Below are 17,620 nucleotides of genomic sequence, written 5' to 3' on the forward strand. Positions count from 1 at the left end.
CTGTGACCGTTCAGATCATCACCACCCGTTACCAGCCCGGAACGGCGCTGGACGACGAGCTCGCGACGCTTGGATACGCCGCGATGCGCGGCTGGCCCGACCAGCGGCCCGTCACCGGCGCACTGGTACGGTCCCGGCTGCGCCCATCCGGCGGCACCGGCCCGGCAACCAGCCTGATCCTCGCCCGGACCCCCGCCGGCAACCTGGCCGGCGCCGCCGCTCTGCGCCACCCCGCCGTGCCAGGTACGCCCGCACGACTGTGGGGACCCGTCATCGCCCCTGAATGGCAGCGCGGCGGCATCGGTACCCGGCTCCTTGCCCACGCTCAAGCGTTCTGGGTGGACCGGGATACGACCGTGCTCACGGCGGAGATCCCGGCCTCGCGCGGCCATGGCTGCCGCCTGTTCGAGCGGGCCGGATGGGCGCGCCGGCCCGGCGCGGTTCTCCTCAAGGGCGACATCACCGACACCCGCGACAGGGGCCTGGCTGTACGTCCGCTGGAACCGGAGGACTCGGCCGCGCTCGCCGACCTGTACCTTGCCATCAATCCTGGCCACGGCCAGGCCGTTGCCGACGACACCTACCGCAGGTGGTCCGCCGACGAGCGTTTCGTCGCCGACGGGCTTCTTGTAATTGACGGGCCTGGTGCGGCTCTTGCCGCCGCTACCCTGGTCTACCCGCTCATCCATGCCACCTGCGGCGAACCGGCGGAGGTGCTCGTGGCCGACGTGCTGGTCCACCCCGGCGCGGACCGCGCCGCCGTAGCGGGCCCGCTCATCGCGGCCGGCATCGCCGCCGGGGCCAAACACGGTGCCCTGGTCGCCCGCGCGATCGTTCCGTACACCGACCGACCCCTGATCGGCGACCTGCGACGTGCCGGACTGGACCCGGTCGCTGAGACCGTGTACTACCAGGCGCCACCGGCTGTGGCCGCTCCGTGTGAGGAGGTGTCCTGTGCGAGCGCCCGCTGACCCTCTGCCTCTGCGCAGCCTCGGCGGGTGGAGCATCACCGCTCACCATCCGGGCGAAGGTGGCAGCTGAAGGACCGGATCGGAGACGTTGAAGAGTTCGTCGACGCGCTCGTCCGAGTCGCGAGTGGCAGCACGGTCATACGCTCACCGACGAGGGATTGCGGGCTGCTGGCGTTGCGCACCACACAGGACTGGCCGTGCTCGACCTCAGCCAGAGGATCCGTCGCTATGTTACGGCGTCACCTCCTGTCCTGCTGAGCGCACCAAAGATCGAGGCTAAAGGTCACCTTCCCGCCATGCTTGGATTTCCGCTTCTAGTGCGCCTTCGTCGAGAGGAGGAACCCTGGTCACTGACGCCCATGTATGAATAAGCCGCGTCGCCTGCATCAGATTCTCGCTATTTATTTCGCCATGCACAGTGAACCAGGCGATTAGGGCGCCGGCTTCGGGATGGCCGATGTCGCAGCTGGGACACAAGACGATGATCGCGAATCCTTTAACGGGTTCCTCGCGTGCATTAATCCAATTGTGTGGGACCCGGGCGGACAGGATGGCTTGCCTGTCGCACCGTCCACATTTTGGAGTGTCCTTAGTAAGCGACACCTCGATAGGGCCGAGCGGAAGCGGCAGATCTCCTGTCATGGGCCAACCAGCGCACCTGCGCCGAGAAGGACCTTGATGTCCCCTGCAAATGCCCCGTTGCTGACGTTCACCGTGTAGTCGGGAAGGTCGAGAATACTGATCCTGCGGTTGAGGCGTTCCACCCGGAGGCGGACTGGCGTGTCTCCACGATGTACCGTCAAGATTCGTTTGAGTTCGCTGACGAGGTCAATCGTTGCGCGTTCCTCGCGAAGAGCGATGACCACGGGTTCACGCCCGTCTGCTTGGATTCCGGAGATGTCCAGGAACGTAATGTCGGTGGCGTTGAATGAGATTGTGGCGTCCTCACCGTCTCCGCGTGAACGGATTCGGCCTGTAACGGAGACGACCAGGTCAGGCTCGAGGTTAGTCCCATACAACTGGTAGGTCTGCGGAAAGCAGGGCACCTCGATGGATGCGTCGTGGTCCTCTATCTTGAGGATGGCCCAGACATCGCCCTTTTTGGTGACCTTTTTGTCCACGCCGGAGATGATGCCGGCGATGCGGACGTTACCCGCCCCGGCCTGCCCATCGAGGACTTGGGCGACGGTCAAGTCGCGATTGCGTTCCAGGATGCGTTCGGCGCCGTTGAGTGGGTGGTCGGAGACGTAGAGGCCGAGCATCTCCCGCTCGAAGGACAATTTCGTCTTCTTGTCCCATTCCCCTTCGGGAATCGGAACGTGGAAGACGCTACTCGTTCCGCTATCGTCGTCGAACGCCCCGAACAGAGAGTCTTGGCCAGTGGCCTCTTTGCGTTTGACATCGATGACCGAGTCCACGGCTTGGTCGTGGATCTGGACGAGGCCGCGCCGGGTGTGGCCGAGCCCGTCGAATGCACCGGCCTTGATCAGCGATTCAATGGTGCGTTTGTTGCATACAACCTGTGGAACCTTTGCCAGGAAATCATTGAAGTCAGTGAAGGCACCTTTTTGAGCACGTGTGGTAATGACGCCATTGATGGCGTTTTCCCCGACGTTTTGAATCGCACCCAGCCCGAAGCGGACGTCCTCGCCAACGGCGCTGAAGCGCAGCCCGGATTCGTTGACGTCGGGCGGTAGGACCTTCAGCTTCATTCGGCGGCATTCAGCGAGGTAGAGCGCCATCCGGTCCTTGTTGGTCCCGACCGAGGTAAGTAGGGCGGCCATGTACTCGGCTGGGTAGTTGGCCTTGAGGTAGGCGGTCCAGTACGAGACGAGTCCGTAGCCGGCGGTGTGGGACTTGTTGAACCCGTAGGAGCTGAACGGTTCTAGGACATCCCAGACGGCTTTTGCGGCTTCCTCCGTGTACCCCTTCGCAACCATCCCGGAGGAGAAGGTGGCCCATTGCTTGTCCATCTCCTCTTTCTTCTTCTTGCCCATCGCCCGGCGCAGGATGTCGGCGCCGCCGAGGGTGTACCCGGCCAGTTGCTGGGCGATGGCCATGACCTGCTCCTGGTAGACCACCAGGTGGTAGGTGGTGCCGAGGATCGGGTCGAGAGCTTCCTTGAGCGAGGGGTGAATCGGGGTGATCGCTTGCTGTCCGGCCTTTCGAAGGGCGTAGTTGGTGTGGGCGTTCGCGCCCATTGGGCCGGGGCGCCCCAGGGCCAGGACCGACGAGATGTCTTCGAAGCGGGCCGGGGCGATCAGCTTGGTGAGGTCACGCATCATCGAACTGTCGAGCTGGAACACGCCCAGCGTCTCGCCCCGCGCCAGCAGTTCATATGTCTTCTTGTCATCCAGTGACAGGCTGAGCATGTCCAAATCGACACCGCGGTTGTCCTTCACGTTCTGGACGGCGTCACCGATGACGGTCAGGTTGCGCAGGCCGAGAAAGTCCATCTTCAGCGCGCCCATGTTCTCGCTGCTGGGCCCGTCGAAGCCGGTGATGCGGGCGCCGTCGTCGGGCCGCATGAAGATGGGCATCACGTCGATCAAGGGCTGAGAGGACAAGATGACGCCCGCGGCGTGCACGCCGGTGCCACGGGTCAGGCCCTCCAGGCCGAGTGCGGTATCGACGACCCGCTTGACGTCCTGGTCTTCCTCATACAGCTTGCGCAGTTCGGTCGCCTCGGCGTACCGGGGATGCTTTTCATCGAAGATGCCGGTGAGCGGGATCTCCTTGCCCATGACGGCGGGCGGGAACGCTTTTGTGATCTTTTCCCCGACAATGAAGGGGTAGCCAAGGACGCGAGCCGCGTCCTTGACGGCCGCCTTCGACTTGATCGTCATGTAGGTGATGATCAGCGAGACGTTGTCCACGCCGTACCGCTCGGTAACGTAGCGGATCATGTCGCCGCGACGACGCTCGTCGAAGTCAAGGTCGACGTCAGGCATGGAGATGCGTTCAGGGTTCAGGAACCGCTCAAACAGCAGGGAATGCTCGATGGGGTCGAGTTCTGTAATGCCGGTGACGTAAGCCACCATGGAGCCGGTGGCCGATCCTCGGCCCGGGCCAAGCCAGATACCGTTATCGCGGGCGTATTGGCAGATGTCGGCGACGACGAGGAAGTAGCCGGGGAATCCCATGTTCTCGATGACGCCGAGCTCGTACTCGATCCGTTCCAGGACATCGGCCGGTACGGCATCGCCGTAACGGCGGACCGCGCCGCGCTGGGCCTCCTTGCGGAGCCAGCTCATCTCGGTCTCCCCATCGGGGACCGGGAACTTGGCGGCAAGGTCTCGGTGAGCGAACACCTCGTCGTAGGGTTCGACGCGTTCGGCGATCAGCAGCGTGTTCTTACAGCCCCGCGCCCAAATCTCCGAGTTCGGGTCGAGTGCCCACATCTCCTCGGCGGAGCGCACGTAGTACCCGTTGCCGGAGAAACGGAACCGGTTCGGGTCGCTGATCTGGGAGTTGGTTCCGACACAGAGCAGCGCGTCGTGGGCGGTGGATTGGTCTTCGGTGACGTAGTGGGAGTCGTTGGTGACCAATGGAGGGATGCCAAGAGTCTCGCCGATCCGCAGCAGGTCACTACGGACCCCCGTCTCAATCGGGATCCCGCCATGATCCATGATCTCCAGGAAGTAATTGTCGCGCCCGAAGATCTCCTGATACTTGGCGGCGTGTTCCAGCGCCTTTTCGTACTGTCCCAGCCGGAGCCGGGTCTGGATCGCGCCGGATGGGCAGCCGGTAGTGGCAACGATCCCTTCGTGATACTGCTCGAACAGCTCATCGTCCATGCGCGGGTACTTCTTCATGTGGCCCTCAAGGGAGGCCAGCGAAGAGATCCTGAACAGGTTGCGCAGACCTTGGGCGTTGACCGCCCACATCGTCTTGTGCAGGTAGGTGCCACTGGCCGACACGTCGCCGCCCAGCCCGGTCCGCTCGTCAGACTTGCGCTGGTGGGGCTCCCCCCAAAACACCGGCTGCTTGTAGTGGCGGGATTCGGGACTGACGTAGCCTTCGATCCCGATGATCGGCTTCACCCCGGCGGCCTTCATCTTGGCCTGGAACTCGTAGGCGCCGAACAGGTTGCCGTGGTCGCTCATCGCGATTGCCGGCATCTCCAGTTCAGCCGCGCGCGTAGCCAATTTGCCGATCTTCGCCGCGCCGTCCAGCATGGAGTACTCGGTGTGAACATGCAGGTGAACGAACGAATCAGCCACGGGTGATCTTGGCCTTTCGTGGTGGGGCGAGTGGGGCGCGCGAGGCGACCCAACTCTATCGAGCGAGCCGCTGTGCCCGGTCTCGCTCGACCGGAAAGGACGCAATCAGTGGCAGGGGCGACCGTCTCCGAACGCAGGAGGGCCCCGCAGCCGGGCTGGCTGCGGGGCCCAATGACGCGAGCGTCCGTCAGGTGGCCGAGTGTGCCAGGGCCACGGTGGTGGCGGTCCGCAGGGCGAAGTTGTCCTGCATCCCCTTGTCGCAGGCGGTCTCGGGGGCGATGAGCCCCTTGCGGGTGGCGTCCAGGAAGGTCGCGGTGTCGTCCGGGTCGAGGCCGAGGCCGAGGCCGGGGCCCTCCAGCCTCAGACTCGTAGCGGCCCTCTCGTTGGGCTGCGTCATGGTTCGGTTCCTTTCTGTGCGGCCCGGTCGGGTTACCGGGAGCAGGTGGCCACGGCCATGACGAGTTGCTGGCCGTGCTCGATGGGGACGACCGAATGGGTGAGCCAACCGGGGGCGATCGCCAAGGCGCCCGGAACGGGCCTGATGAGGACCTGTCGCCCCCAGGGCAGGCCAGGCATCGCGGTTAGGTCGCTACCCGCGCGAGGGTCGGCCAAGGACAGGCAGCCCGATTCGGCGGTCGAGGGGGCGGGCGTCGCGAACAGACAGCACCAGCCGACGTACGGGGAGGATTCGGCGGCGGCGGGGATACCGTGGCCTTCGCGCCAGCCCTGGATCCGGACGACCACCGACGTGATCGGCGGTGCTCCGTCCATGCGTGCAACGGCGTTCATCCCTGCCAGGAACACCTCTTCCAGTGCGGCCGGGTTGGTCACGAATCGGGCAGGGGCCAGGTCCTCGCATGTTGGCCCGGCCTCGGGGAGGCGTACGTCATCCCTGACGATGTCCTGCAGTGCCGCCTCCTCCACCAGGACGTTGGTGCCCCAGAGGAACTGGACCGGCCTGTCGCTACGCGCCGCGAGCAGGGTCGTCATCTCATCCCCGTCCAATCCTTGTCGTAGGCCACGTTCCAGGCGATGCAGATGCGCCGGCCGCCGCCAGTCAAGGTGGCTTGGACCGAGTGGGGCAGCCATCCCGGGAAGGCCACCATCCGTCCGGGTATGGGTTCGACGCGGTACACGCCCGCAGAGGCTTCCCGGGCGATTGCGGCGGGGCGAGGGTCCAGCAGCTGCAGGTACCCGGCGTCGCCTGTCCCGCCGCCGTCGCCGGACTCGACGTAGTAGACGCCGGACCAGGCCGAGTCATGGTGGGTGTGCGGGCGAAGGCTTCCGCCCTCGGCGTAGACGACCGTCCATGCCTCGGCGATCACGCCCTGGGTGACCTCGCTGGCCGCGTCACCGAGTACCGCGTTGGTTAGCGCGGACACAGCATCCATGATCCGGCTCTTGAACCAGTCCACAGCCGGGTGATCCCAGCCCAGAATGTCCTGGTTGGCCTTGGTCGCCGAGATCACTCCGAAGTTCGACGCCTCCGGATCGGTCAGGGTGCGTGTGACGATGAGGTCCCGCAGGGCCTCGTTGTGCTCGGCGGCGGCAGGGAAATCGGCGATGTACAGCGGGCTCTTCCACACCGACATCGGTTTGATCCCGACGTCGTTGCGGTCGGGGGCGGTGACGCTACTCATGGGCCTCCTTCAGATGGCGGGCGATATCACGCCCTAGATCGGTCAGGTCGTCGGCGACCTGGTCCAGCAAGGTGAGGCACCCCGCCCGGTAGATCGCCAGCTTCTCAAGGCGTCCTTCCGGGGCGTCTCCTGTCGCCGTATAGAGGCGGGTCAGTACGGTGGCGACATGAGCGGCCCCCACGACCTCCGACGGTGAGCGGTTCGCGGTCCCGGACGGGAGCGTGACCGGTTGCGCGGAGGGCAACTCGATCCGCCACAGCTCTTCGATGAGGTAAAGCCACTGATGAGACAGTTCGTGCGTGATCTGCTCGCGCAGTTCGACGGGAGTGGCGAATGCCTCATCGGAGAGAAGCACGTGCTGCGGCCAGGCCCTGGACGACGCCGATATCGCACCGGTCGCGGGGTATAGCGAGCCGTACCGGATCGGCAGGGCGATCAGCGATACCCACGCCGGAATCAGCGACCCAAGCTCCTGCAACGTCGCAGTCACCTGGCTCTTCTGCTCGGGGAGCAGAGGTATAGCGGGTATCGACCGCCCACCGGCCAGTAGCAGAGCGCGGGATGGGCCGAGCCAAGTCTCGACGGCTCGGTCAGTAATCCCATCCGCTTTTCCTTCTGCCTCGGCGGTGACATGGCGGGCTGCTGCCACCCCCGCCAGGAGCCGTTTGGCCGCGAACCCCTCGTCCAGAAAAGGCAGGCCGCCAAGCAGTGTCAGAGGGTCGGACAGGTCATAGGCCAGCGTCATGCAGAAGCCTCCAAGACGATGTCGTGGCCGGTCAGCGCCGGATGGTGGTCGAGCGGGCTTTCATCGAGGCCGATCACGATGAGCCCTATTCCAGATCGTCGTCCGACCTGAAGGCAGGGCAGGGGCCAGTCGGCATCAGGATCCGGTGTCCAGTAACGCGCCGGCGGGGAAGGCATCGCCGCGAAGATGGCCGGGCCGCAAGAACGCCCGGCGTAGGTGTCGAAGGAGAACCGTGGGTGCCCAATGTCGAAGTCATCGACCAGAACGATTCCCTGAGCGACAGCAGCGAGTTCGGCGTCCAGCGGCCATCGGTCTTCCCAATGGGCGTCGAGGTAGATAAGCGGCCGCTCGTGCAGCCGGCTGATCGTCTCTACCAGGGCGGGAGAGTCCGTGCAGGACACCAAGGCGTTCCGACAGCCAGCCGCAGCCAATCGGCGGCGGGTGAACTCGGCGTGCTCCGGGACGATGTCGCAGCTGTAGACGGGTAGATCAGGGTAACGGGCGGCCAGGTAATAGGTGGTGTCTCCAAGAAAGCAGCCCGTTTCCACGATGGCATCGCACCGGAAGGCATCCAGCAGATCGTCGACCAGCAAAGCGCGCGTAATGTCGAACCCGAACGGGCCCCCGCCGTCGGACAAGCGGATCGCGCCTGCTCGTTCCACCCGGTAGAAGACCTCGAAGGTCGCCTGCACAGGGCTTTCCACCAAAGCAGCCTCCGTTCCTCGGGCTGATCAGCCGTACCGCTAGTGAAAAACGCGGAGCCCAATGCGCCTAGAGGAGATCAGAGGAGATGATCTTTTTGGGGGGTACTCTCGTTGGCATGTCCGCACATCTTGAAGTCCACGTGACCGCCGGATCCTTGGACGAGGCCGAACAGATTGCCACTGCGGTAGTGGGAAGACGCTTGGCGGCCGGAGCTCAGATCACCGGCCCTATTACTTCCACCTACTGGTGGAAGGGCGAAATTCAGCGCGCCGAGGAGTATCTAGTCCTCATGAAGACCACTAAGGCACGGCTAGATGATCTGATTACGGTGGTCAGAGGTGCTCATTCCTATGACACGCCGGAGATCGTCGCCGTGCCGATCGAGGCCGGTTTGGCCAGCTACCTGCAGTGGATTAATGAAGAGACGGCCGAATCAGCTCTGGACGCGTAGCAGCATACTCTTCGCGGAACTGACGGGCTACCTGCTCGCGGGACGGTGCGAGTTCCGCGGCGAATTGGTCGAGCCGATCCCATCCTAGAGGGAATGCCATCGCCGATGTCGCAGCAAGGGAGCTATGGGCGTATCTCACGGCTTCGGTCGCGTCGCCAAGGCGCACGCGGGCCAGTGCGAGGTCGGCTTTTACAACGCAAAGCTTTTTGATCTCGGTATTTGGCCGGAGATGCATGATGATTTGATCAATGGCTGTCACTGCGTCTTCTTCTCGCCGCAATCGAGAGTAGACGGACAAAGTCATAGACACGAAACGCCCAGGGTCGAGGAAGCAGGTCCAAGGGCGAGCGTTGATGTCCGCTTCGACATAGACATCCTCGGCTTCGTGGATCGAATTCAATGCGGTCTGGTAGTCGCCTAGCATGGCCGCTTCTTCTGCATGACGCGCCAGGAGCCACGCCCGCGTTGCGAGGTCAGCGTTGCCGAGGCGTTCCAGGGCGACTACAGCCAGCCGAGCACCTTGAAAGTTGTCGCCACCGGTCATGTATGTGCGATATCCAGTCATGCAAGCTGCGATCGCATCGTCCCCACCACGCCGGGCGGCCAGATTAGCCAGCCGAGAGCAAAGGGCCGCTTGAGCGCCGTCTCCAAGTTCCCAGGCGAACCAGGCAGCCAGGAGTGCGCTTTCCCCAGCAATCACTGCCAGGCGCTGTCGCAGAGGCTCAGGTGGCCCACTTTCGAGCAATGCGCTCACCTCACCAAGATGAGTCATGAGCGCCGGGTACAAGGTTCTCCCTGGAAGGTGTTCCTCAAGCCGATGGAAGCCCTTTGTCCGATCCTCTAGGTGCGTAACGGTAGCGGTGTCCGTCCTGTGATCACCTGCCAGCGCCCGCATCAGTCGCTCCGCTGGGCCCAGCACAGCGTTTGCTGTCGTAGTGGCGGCAAGTCGCATGAGGGTGCGTCGGTCCACACGTTCCCCAAGCCTTCCCACAGTCCACGAAAGCAGAAGAGGGTTACCCTGAAACTCGGCCTCTGTTGCCGATTTGGCACGCTCGGCATGCTTTTCCCACACGCGGCGATAAAGCTCGGCATACACCGGGCCAGGTTGATGGGATCCGCTTTCATGGAAACGAATCTCTCGAATGATCGAACTTCGGCTTGGCAGGTGAGCACGCGTCCTGTCGTCTGCGGCCTGCTCTATCTGCTTGGCCAATTCGTTCTGCGTCCAACACAGGCTGAGGCGCTTCGTGCGGATTTCCTGCGCCCATGCCGGCCTGTTTTCCTCACCGCTCAATTGGACCCCCTCGACCGGTACCTATAGGTTTCCGTTGCCTCCTTAGTTTCCTACTGACAATATTCAGTTTCTTGCAGCAATCAATCAAGGAAGCGGATGCTATCCGGAAGTGCTGGCTCTGAGGTCCCTGATGCCTCCCCCTGGCGATACATAGCCCGCTGCATGTGGATGGGCCTGCCGTGTGCCCTCGCCCGCTTCCCCAGGCTGATCGTTAGGCCGTAGGGGGGTGCTGATCGCAGCTGGGCTACCGTCCGGCAAGGCCGCAAGAGCGTCGATCATGGCGGTGTCGATGGCGGGGTTTGCCTTGAGGTAATCGATGACCTCCTGCTCGTGCACACGAAACACACGCCCGACACGAATAGCAGAAAGCTCGCCGGCGTGGATTAGCCGGTACACGGTCATCTTCGAGACCCGCATGAACTTGGCGATCTCCGCCACGGTGAGGAATTTGACCTCTTTGAGCGCACTCATGGGAGCGTCCTGTCCCCGACCGAAGGCAACACCCTGGTCAGTGAATAACGTGGCGGATGTGCCAGACATACACCGCCTGCCAGGGACGACCGTTGTTGTGCGAGCCGCGGCGGTGGCGCGCATAACGGTGTGTCATGCATCGCGGTGCGGTGTGTAGTTGACGGGCAGGGACGTCAGGCCATTGCCGACGATGGAGGTCAGCGGGGTTAAGTGCTGGCCTCGCACCGCGAGGGTGAGGTCGGGGAACCGCTCGAAGAGCAGGCCCAGCGCGGTCCAGGCTTCCAGCCGAGCCAGCGGGGCGCCAAGGCAGAAGTGCGGGCCGTGGCTGAACGACAGGTGCCGGTTACGCGTCCGGGTGACGTTGAACTGTGCGGCGTCGGGGCCGTGCTGGTCGGGGTCACGGCCGGCCGCCGCGTAGCACATCAGCACCGCCGACCCGGCGGGGATGACCACACCGCCGATCTCGACGTCTTCGAGCGTGTAGCGGAAGGGCAGGTTGGCGATGCTCGGGTCCCAGCGGAGCGTCTCCTCCACTGCCGCCTCCCAGGTGGCCGCGCCGCTGGTGACGAGGGCGAGCTGCTCGGGGTGGGTCAGCAAGGCTCGTGCCGCGTTCACGATGAGGTTCATCGTGGTTTCGTAGCCGGCCCCGATCATCAAGACCAGCGTCCAAGTCAGTTCCGTTTCGCTCAGCCGGTCGTGTCCGTCCCGTGCGTCGATCAACGCGGTGGTCATATCGTCGCCAGGCTCGGCTCGCTTGTGCTCAACAAGAGCTTTCAGCGTGTCGTACAGCGCTTGGTGGTTGCCGACGGCCTGCGCCTTGGTGATGGTCTGGTCGAACACCGCCGCACACAGCTTTTTCAGCTGCTCCCGCTCATGCTCTGGCACGCCAAACAATTCGCTGATCACCGTTAGAGGCAACGGCAACGCCAGGTGGCGTTTCAGGTCGACGCCGCGGCCGTCAAGGTGGTCCATGCGGTCCAGCAGGCCACTGGTGATGTCTGCGATCCGCCCTGCCATTGCTCGCACGCGGCGCCGGGTGAACGCCTGCGAAAGCAGGCTGCGCAACCGGGCGTGGTCGGCACCATCAGCGGTCAGCATGTTCTCCACAGCGACCCAGGAGATCAACTCCCAGTCGCCGGGGATGCGGCCCTCGGCCCATGCTCGCCAGTGGCGCACCTGCTTGGCGAATCGCGGGTCGCCCAGCACGTGCTCCAACGCGTGGTGCTGGGTTATCGCGTACGCCTCGACCTGACCAGGAAGCTCCACCAGGGTGACCGGGCCGTGCGCGCGGAGCCGCGCGGCCTGTTTGTGGAGGTCGCCGCTCCGGGCGTCCAGGACGAAGCGGGATCGTTTCGGTGCCATTGAGTGCCTTCCTGTGCGGAGGAGTGGTGTCCACGATTGGGGCTGGACCAAAGGTCGGGGTCGGTGGGGACGAAGCGGACCGGGAGCGCGGTGAGGGCGCGGGCGAACAACGAGGGGCGCCAGGTGAGCTCTGCGGGCGGGACGTCCAAGTGCAGCCCGGGGAGCCGGTGTAGCACGGCCCCGATGGCGGTCGTGGCGATCTGGACCGCCAGATCGCTTGCAGGGCAGCGGTGCGGGCCGACGCCGAACGACACGTGAGCGCGGTTGGACGCAAGCAGGTCCCGCCGGCCTTCCACCACGGACAGGTTGGACGCAGCTAGGCCCATGCCGACCGCGGCTCCTTCGGGGATGGTCACCGAGCCGATCCGCACATCACGCCGGGGGTACACGAACGGGTAGGTCTGCATCGGGGTGTCCCACCACAGCACGTGGTGGATGGCGTCGTTGATGCTGATGCGAGCCCCTGCCACGGCACTGCCGGTCTCGCGGTCGGTCAGCAGCACCCTCAGCGCGTTGCCGATCAGGTCTGCTGTCGGGGCGTTACCCGCTCCAATGAGGATCACCAAGTGGTGGATAAGTTCCTCGTCGCCCATGTTGGCGTGGTGGTCGAGCAGGGCGCTGGTGATGTCCGGGCCCGGGTTGCGGCGTTTGGCGGCCACGAGGTTGCCCATGAACCGCTCAAGGTCGGCGCCTGCACGGACGGCGTCGCTGCCGTCCCAGATGCGGCGGAGCACGTTCACCAGCCGTTGGCCGCCGCGCTCATCAAGGCCGAGAAGATGATTGAAGACGCGCAGCGGCACCTGTGTCGCGTACTCGGCGACGAGATCGGCCACTCCCCGGGTCGCGAAGGTGTCGATGACATCGTGGGCGACGATACGGATCTGCTTGTCCAGGATCCGCAGGTCGATGAGGTGCAAGCCGTCGTCGACCGCGCGGCGTAGGCGGGCGTGCTCGGCGCCGTCGGCGAACAGCAAGTTGGGGCGGTACATCATCATCGGCAGCAACTCAGAGTCGTCCGGGATGCGGCCTTGGTTCCATTCCGCCCATAGCCGCGAATCGTGCGACCAAGTGGCAGTGTCGCGGGAGATCGCCAGCATCGTCTGGTAATCCAAAATGATGAAGGCGGGCACACCCGGTGCCAGCTGCACCGGCGCCACAGAACCGTAGGTTTCGCGTAGCCGCCGGAAGACCGCTGCTGGATCAGCGTGGAAGGCGTCGCTGAACAACGGCTCGCGGCCCATCGGGCAGCGCGCGGGCGTCTTGTCGGAGGGGTTCGTCATAAGGGGGTAGCTCCCGGGCGGGATGTCGTCGGGGGTTCAACAGGGTCAGGTTCACTGGGGCCCGAGCGCGGACCCAGGTCACCACTAGGAGCCAGGCCAACAGGCACTGGGGCATCAACGGGCGGCGTGTTTGGCCGGCCCACTTCAGCGAGCACGCGTTCTATCCGGTCCGCGGCGCTGGCGATGTCGTCGACCGGGGCGATCCGCTGAGGCCAGGGGAAGGCGAAGCCCCAAACCCCATCACCGTCCGGCGCAGCGAGGACGTTGTCGGCGAGGACCGGGGCCGCTAAGTTGATCACCCTGAGGTGTGGCGGGCGGTCGTGACGTGAAAGCACCCGCACGGCGAAGTCGCGGCGCCGCAACTCCGCGGCGAGGGCGTCCAGGTGCTTGATGGACTGTTCCGCATCGGTATCAGTCGACATGAGCACGGCTTTCCGGGGTGAAGGAGAGGCCCCGGGGCCAAGAGCGGGTTCCCGCCACAGCGTGATCGACGGCTAGTGCTGTGGCGGCACATCCGCCCGAGGCCCCGGGGGTGGGGGCGCTGGCAGGCCTGCTGACCGGCCTGAGGTGGGGGCGGCGCGGTAGCGGGAGGGGTGCCCCTGCCAGCCAGGGGTGGTCAAGGGTCAGCGGCCCCGATCACGCATGGCCGCGTGGGAGCGGGGTGCCGACCGTGGCTATGTCCCGGAGGTCAAGGGCAAGCTATGCCGGGCGATCTTGGGTGGGCAGACCGAACCACACACCGGTGCCAGCGCGTCCGGTGCCGCACAGCCGAACCTGTCGGCCCCCACATCTACCGCCTGTTAGGGCCGCCACCAGCCGGAGGCCGCGCCCACCCAGCTCCAGGTCCTCGATGCTGTCCGGGATGACGAGCGGGCGATCCAGCAGCTCGTCTACCAGGTCGGCACCCGTGCCGGCGTCGGCAACCTCGGCCTCAACTGGCACGCCTCGGTCATACAGGACCCGCAGCTCGTAGGGGCCTCGTGCGTGTCTAACCGCGTTGGATGCCAGCTCGGCAACCACCAGTTCCACGTCGCCGATCAGTTCATCCGCGATCCGTAGAGCGGTGAGCTCGCACCGGAGCAGTGCACGAGCGCGGTGGACGGCGCTGTCACGGTGCAGGCACCACGCGGCCAGCCGCGGACCGCCTTCGACGTAAGCCGTTTGGTGCGCGGCCAGATTCTGCAGAACGGTGATCGGAGGAGCGTGCACGCCAGGCATCGCGGTTCCTATCCGGTATCGAAGGTCTGATGTAACTGGTCGGCCCTATCGATCACACGTCGAACTCGCCCCCCTTCGCCCCGGCGAGGAAGGCGGCCCACTCGCCGCGGTTGAACACGAGCGCCGGGCCGTCCGGGTTGGTGCTGTCCCGCACGCCGAGCTGACCGTCGGGCAGGACAGCAACTTCGACGCATGCACAGTTGTTGGCGCTTCGGGTGCTCTTCCACCACGAAACTTTGGACAGATCAGCAGAAACCGGCTTACTCCAGATGGTCATATCGGTCCTTTCTCGCGGTGGGGTGTGACGCTCGGCGACGCGTGGACGCCAAGGGCTCCCCTCTGGCGCGCTGAGGGGAGAGTCCACCCCACCGCTGAGCGTTAAGTGGTGAATGTGATGGCGTGTGAATCGTCATTGGTCGGCCTCGACATCGCCAGGACGCGGAAAGCGCCGTCCCCGACTTCTCCGCGACGTCATTCCGACTTCTGGTCGACTTGTCCCGACTTTCTCGCCGCGCATGCTCAAACGCCTTTCCCGGGCGCGATCTCGGCCCTACCTTGAGCACAAGAGCCGCGTCGCGTCCGGCAGGAAGGGCCAGGATGGATGTGACTGTGCTAAAGCAACTCGCGCAGGCCAGGGGATTACTGCAGTACCGCCACTTCTCCCGGGCCTATGAGGCTGCAGCCCGAGAGCTGGGCTACCACGACCTCGCGATCGGCGAGAGACAGTGGGAGCGGTGGCTGTCTGCCAAGTTAAAAGGCTTGCCGTACCCCAAAGCGTGCGAGGTCCTTGAGCACATCTTCGGCTGGCCGGCGACTGAGCTTTTCTCGCCGGCTTCCAGCACCACTGACGGTCCTGATGTCGAGCCGAGCCCGATGGTGCTCACGCCCAATCGCCTGGTCGACCAGCCCGTCAATGTCCAACCCAGGGGGATGTACGAAATGATGAAGGACGCCGCTTCCCAGTCGAGGGATGCCGCGGGTGACGCTGAACGCGAGCTCGGGCAGGCGGCGATGGAGCAACTGCAAGATGACGTCGTTCACCTGGCGCGCACGTACCTGCTGCGGTCACCGATTGGGCTGTTCCCGGAGCTGGCAGCCGTTCGCGATCGTGTCGTCGCCAAGATGCAGGAGACCCGGAAACCGACTCAGCTGTCCGAGCTGAACTTCCTGGCCGGAGTGTCGAGCACCTTGCTGGCTGAGGCGTGCATCGACCTCGGTGAGACGAAAATGGCCATTGACCATGCACGCGCCGCCTGGTCGTACGCCAACTCGATCGACCATGTGCCGCTCGCGGTGTGGGCTCGCGGGATGATGGCCACCAGCGCTTACTGGGCCAACCAGCCTCGTGACGCCGTGGCGGTCATCAGCAGAGCCGAACAGCACCGGCCGGTCGGCATCGCCGCGGCCCGGGTGCACAGCATCGCTGCCCGCGCGTGGTCCCATATGGGCGATACCGACAGGACAGTCGGGTCTATCCACGCGGCAATGGACGCCCGCGCCGCCGAGCAAGGTGGTGACGAGTTGCAGGGCATCGGCGGCGTGTTCGACTGGGACCCTGTTCGCGAGCAGCGCTGTTTCAGCTCAGCCCTGCTGCAACTGCTACAGCTACGTGGCCACGAGTTCGAGCCCGCCGCCGTACGCCGATTCACTGGCGAGGTACTGGCCTACACCCGAAAGGCGCTTGAGGACGCCCAAGCGCTACCAGTCGGCGAACGGTCCGCGATGATAGAGGCCACCATCGAGATCGAGATGGCCACCGCGTTCGTCATCCTGGGCGACCTGCCCAACGCCAGCCAAACGCTGGCTGAGGTGCTAGAGCTGCCGTCCGACCTGCGCACCTTCCCGGTAGTGCACAGGCTGCATGGGTTGCAGGCCCAACTAGCCATCGCGCAACAGGAACGGGCAGTACGGGAGCTCAGCGACGACCTCACCTCGTTCATTCACGGAAGTACCGTGCGAGCGCTGCCGCCCGGCTCTTAGATCTAGCGGCGCCGCGCGTCCCACGCCGCGAGGATCGCTGCTTCCCGCTCCGGGGTGATGCCGAGTTCGGCCGCCCGCTCATGATGGATGAGCGGGCCGCCGTCGTTCAACCACGCCCAAGTGTCAGCCACGGTGTCCGCGAGCGGGCGGGACGTGAGTCCGTCCCCGCGTGCGCGCGCAGCGTCCACCCGCCAAGTCCCCGCGTACGGCCGCCACAGCGGCAGCTCGGTCCACTCGCCGACCTGCTGCTCGATCAGGAATTCGTGGTCCACCCACTTCAGGACAGCCCCGCTACCTGTGACCTGCCGGCATGCCTCCAGCAGCTCGCCGAAAGTGGCCGAGCCTATGGGTGCGGCGAGGTTGTAGGAGCCTGAGAAGTGCTGTTCTGCGGCGGCCAGGGCGAAGGCGGCGACGTCGCGGACGTCGATCGGCTGGATGGGCCAATCCGGTGTGCCCGGTGCGAGCACTCGGCCGCCTGCGGCGATGCGGCGCAACCACCAAGGGAAGCGGCCGACATATTCGTGCGGGCCGACGATCACGGCTGGCCGTAGCAGGACGGACCTGTCGCCGAAGGTGTCGGTGACGGCTTTCTCGCAGCCGGCTTTCTCCCGGCCGTACTCGTCGGCGCCGCTCTCCCCCGGCGGCCCTTGCGGGCTGTACGGGCGGACGGGTGAATCGTCATCCAACGGGTTGGTCGGCCACCCCTGGTAGACGTTCACAGTGCTCACGAACACATAGCGGTCAGTGGCGTCGGACAATGCCTTGGTGGACGTCTCCACGAGCTGGGGTGTCATGCCGCTGGTGTCAATGACGGCATCCCATGGACCCCGTGCCGCCAGAGCGGCCAGGTCGTCGGCGCTGCTGCGGTCTCCCCGGACGGGAATCGTCCCGGCCACGTCGGTGCCGGACCTACCCCGCGTGAACGTCGTGACTTCGTGACCACGTTCCAGGGCCTGTTCCACCAAGGTTCGTCCGAGGAACCAAGTGCCACCGAGAATCAGCAGTCGCATGACCATGATCCTGGCGCAGCAGGGCGACTCCGGGAAGGGGGACTGAAGCATCCTGGACTACGCTCGCGCCAACAGCTCCGCCACCCACCAAGAGTGCTGCCAACAGAGGCTGCCCACCAAATAGGCAAAGCTGGCCCACGACATGGTGATGTCCCAGGGGACCCGCCACCCCCTCCGAAGGCAGGTCCCGGATGCTAAGTATCTAGTAATCGAGTGATCACTTTTAGTGAACAGGTCGATTAACCTAGCCGGACAGACGCTTCTGAGCCC

16 protein-coding genes and 1 pseudogene are annotated in these 17,620 nt (G+C 64.9%); 3 read left to right on the top strand and 14 right to left on the bottom strand.

Annotated elements, in window-relative coordinates:
• The first annotated feature begins 2 nt into the window (after nucleotides 1-2).
• The gene (locus ABH927_RS27900; RefSeq protein WP_370026362.1) at nucleotides 3-971 is read left to right on the top strand and encodes an N-acetyltransferase family protein; all 969 of its coding nucleotides are present in this window, start codon (nucleotides 3-5) and stop codon (nucleotides 969-971) included.
• Nucleotides 972-1,247: 276 nt separating this feature from the next.
• On the opposite strand, the gene ABH927_RS27905 is transcribed toward ABH927_RS27900, so the two are convergent.
• The 7 genes from ABH927_RS27905 to ABH927_RS27935 form a co-directional block, all read right to left on the bottom strand.
• Nucleotides 1,248-1,613 (bottom strand): DUF6300 family protein, encoded by a 366-nt coding sequence (locus ABH927_RS27905; RefSeq protein WP_370026364.1) that lies wholly within the window; start codon nucleotides 1,611-1,613, stop codon nucleotides 1,248-1,250.
• The gene (dnaE, locus tag ABH927_RS27910) at nucleotides 1,610-5,194 is read right to left on the bottom strand and encodes a DNA polymerase III subunit alpha (RefSeq protein ID WP_370026365.1); all 3,585 of its coding nucleotides are present in this window, start codon (nucleotides 5,192-5,194) and stop codon (nucleotides 1,610-1,612) included. Before dnaE ends, ABH927_RS27905 begins: the two co-directional genes overlap by 4 nt.
• Before the next feature lie 187 nt (nucleotides 5,195-5,381).
• The gene (locus ABH927_RS27915) at nucleotides 5,382-5,591 is read right to left on the bottom strand and encodes a hypothetical protein (RefSeq protein ID WP_370026367.1); all 210 of its coding nucleotides are present in this window, start codon (nucleotides 5,589-5,591) and stop codon (nucleotides 5,382-5,384) included.
• 32 nt (nucleotides 5,592-5,623) lie between these two features.
• Nucleotides 5,624-6,184: a hypothetical protein gene (locus tag ABH927_RS27920; RefSeq protein WP_370026369.1), complete on the bottom strand. Its 561-nt coding sequence runs from the start codon at nucleotides 6,182-6,184 to the stop codon at nucleotides 5,624-5,626.
• The gene (locus ABH927_RS27925; RefSeq protein WP_370026371.1) at nucleotides 6,181-6,834 is read right to left on the bottom strand and encodes a TIGR02466 family protein; all 654 of its coding nucleotides are present in this window, start codon (nucleotides 6,832-6,834) and stop codon (nucleotides 6,181-6,183) included. Before ABH927_RS27925 ends, ABH927_RS27920 begins: the two co-directional genes overlap by 4 nt.
• On the bottom strand, nucleotides 6,827-7,579 hold the full coding sequence (locus ABH927_RS27930) for an aKG-HExxH-type peptide beta-hydroxylase (protein ID WP_370026373.1): 753 nt from the start codon (nucleotides 7,577-7,579) through the stop codon (nucleotides 6,827-6,829). The genes ABH927_RS27925 and ABH927_RS27930 overlap by 8 nt, the downstream gene beginning before the upstream one ends.
• Nucleotides 7,576-8,283 carry a hypothetical protein gene (locus ABH927_RS27935; protein WP_370026375.1) on the bottom strand — a complete coding sequence of 236 codons (708 nt, stop codon included), beginning with the start codon at nucleotides 8,281-8,283 and terminating at the stop codon, nucleotides 7,576-7,578. Before ABH927_RS27935 ends, ABH927_RS27930 begins: the two co-directional genes overlap by 4 nt.
• A gap of 116 nt (nucleotides 8,284-8,399) precedes the next feature.
• Between ABH927_RS27935 and cutA the strand changes: the two genes are divergently transcribed.
• Nucleotides 8,400-8,735, top strand: coding sequence for a divalent-cation tolerance protein CutA (cutA, locus tag ABH927_RS27940; RefSeq protein ID WP_370026377.1), 336 nt, complete (start codon nucleotides 8,400-8,402; stop codon nucleotides 8,733-8,735).
• Here cutA and ABH927_RS27945 read toward each other — a convergent pair.
• From ABH927_RS27945 to ABH927_RS27970, 6 genes and pseudogenes are all read right to left on the bottom strand, one after another.
• Nucleotides 8,698-10,029: an XRE family transcriptional regulator gene (locus ABH927_RS27945; RefSeq protein ID WP_370026379.1), complete on the bottom strand. Its 1,332-nt coding sequence runs from the start codon at nucleotides 10,027-10,029 to the stop codon at nucleotides 8,698-8,700. The two genes, cutA and ABH927_RS27945, sit on opposite strands and share 38 nt — an antisense overlap.
• 303 nt (nucleotides 10,030-10,332) lie before the next feature.
• Nucleotides 10,333-10,500 (bottom strand): annotated as a pseudogene (locus ABH927_RS27950) (helix-turn-helix domain-containing protein); the annotation flags it as partial.
• A 132-nt stretch (nucleotides 10,501-10,632) separates the two neighbouring features.
• Nucleotides 10,633-11,733, bottom strand: coding sequence for a cytochrome P450 (locus ABH927_RS27955; RefSeq protein ID WP_370026444.1), 1,101 nt, complete (start codon nucleotides 11,731-11,733; stop codon nucleotides 10,633-10,635).
• Nucleotides 11,730-13,142 carry a cytochrome P450 gene (locus tag ABH927_RS27960; protein WP_370026380.1) on the bottom strand — a complete coding sequence of 471 codons (1,413 nt, stop codon included), beginning with the start codon at nucleotides 13,140-13,142 and terminating at the stop codon, nucleotides 11,730-11,732. Before ABH927_RS27960 ends, ABH927_RS27955 begins: the two co-directional genes overlap by 4 nt.
• A 699-nt stretch (nucleotides 13,143-13,841) precedes the next feature.
• Complete coding sequence (locus ABH927_RS27965; RefSeq protein ID WP_370026382.1) at nucleotides 13,842-14,360, bottom strand: ATP-binding protein; 519 nt, start codon at nucleotides 14,358-14,360, stop codon at nucleotides 13,842-13,844.
• 52 nt (nucleotides 14,361-14,412) lie between these two features.
• Nucleotides 14,413-14,637, bottom strand: coding sequence for a DUF397 domain-containing protein (locus ABH927_RS27970; RefSeq protein WP_370026384.1), 225 nt, complete (start codon nucleotides 14,635-14,637; stop codon nucleotides 14,413-14,415).
• A 320-nt stretch (nucleotides 14,638-14,957) separates the two neighbouring features.
• Between ABH927_RS27970 and ABH927_RS27975 the strand changes: the two genes are divergently transcribed.
• On the top strand, nucleotides 14,958-16,340 hold the full coding sequence (locus ABH927_RS27975) for a hypothetical protein (protein WP_370026386.1): 1,383 nt from the start codon (nucleotides 14,958-14,960) through the stop codon (nucleotides 16,338-16,340).
• A gap of 2 nt (nucleotides 16,341-16,342) precedes the next feature.
• Here ABH927_RS27975 and ABH927_RS27980 read toward each other — a convergent pair whose 3' ends face one another.
• Nucleotides 16,343-17,350: an NAD-dependent epimerase/dehydratase family protein gene (locus tag ABH927_RS27980; RefSeq protein WP_370026388.1), complete on the bottom strand. Its 1,008-nt coding sequence runs from the start codon at nucleotides 17,348-17,350 to the stop codon at nucleotides 16,343-16,345.
• Nucleotides 17,351-17,620: the final 270 nt, after the last annotated feature.

It is taken from the genome of Planotetraspora sp. GP83 (genome assembly GCF_041262585.1).
Classification (GTDB): Bacteria; Actinomycetota; Actinomycetes; order Streptosporangiales; family Streptosporangiaceae; genus JAOEGB01.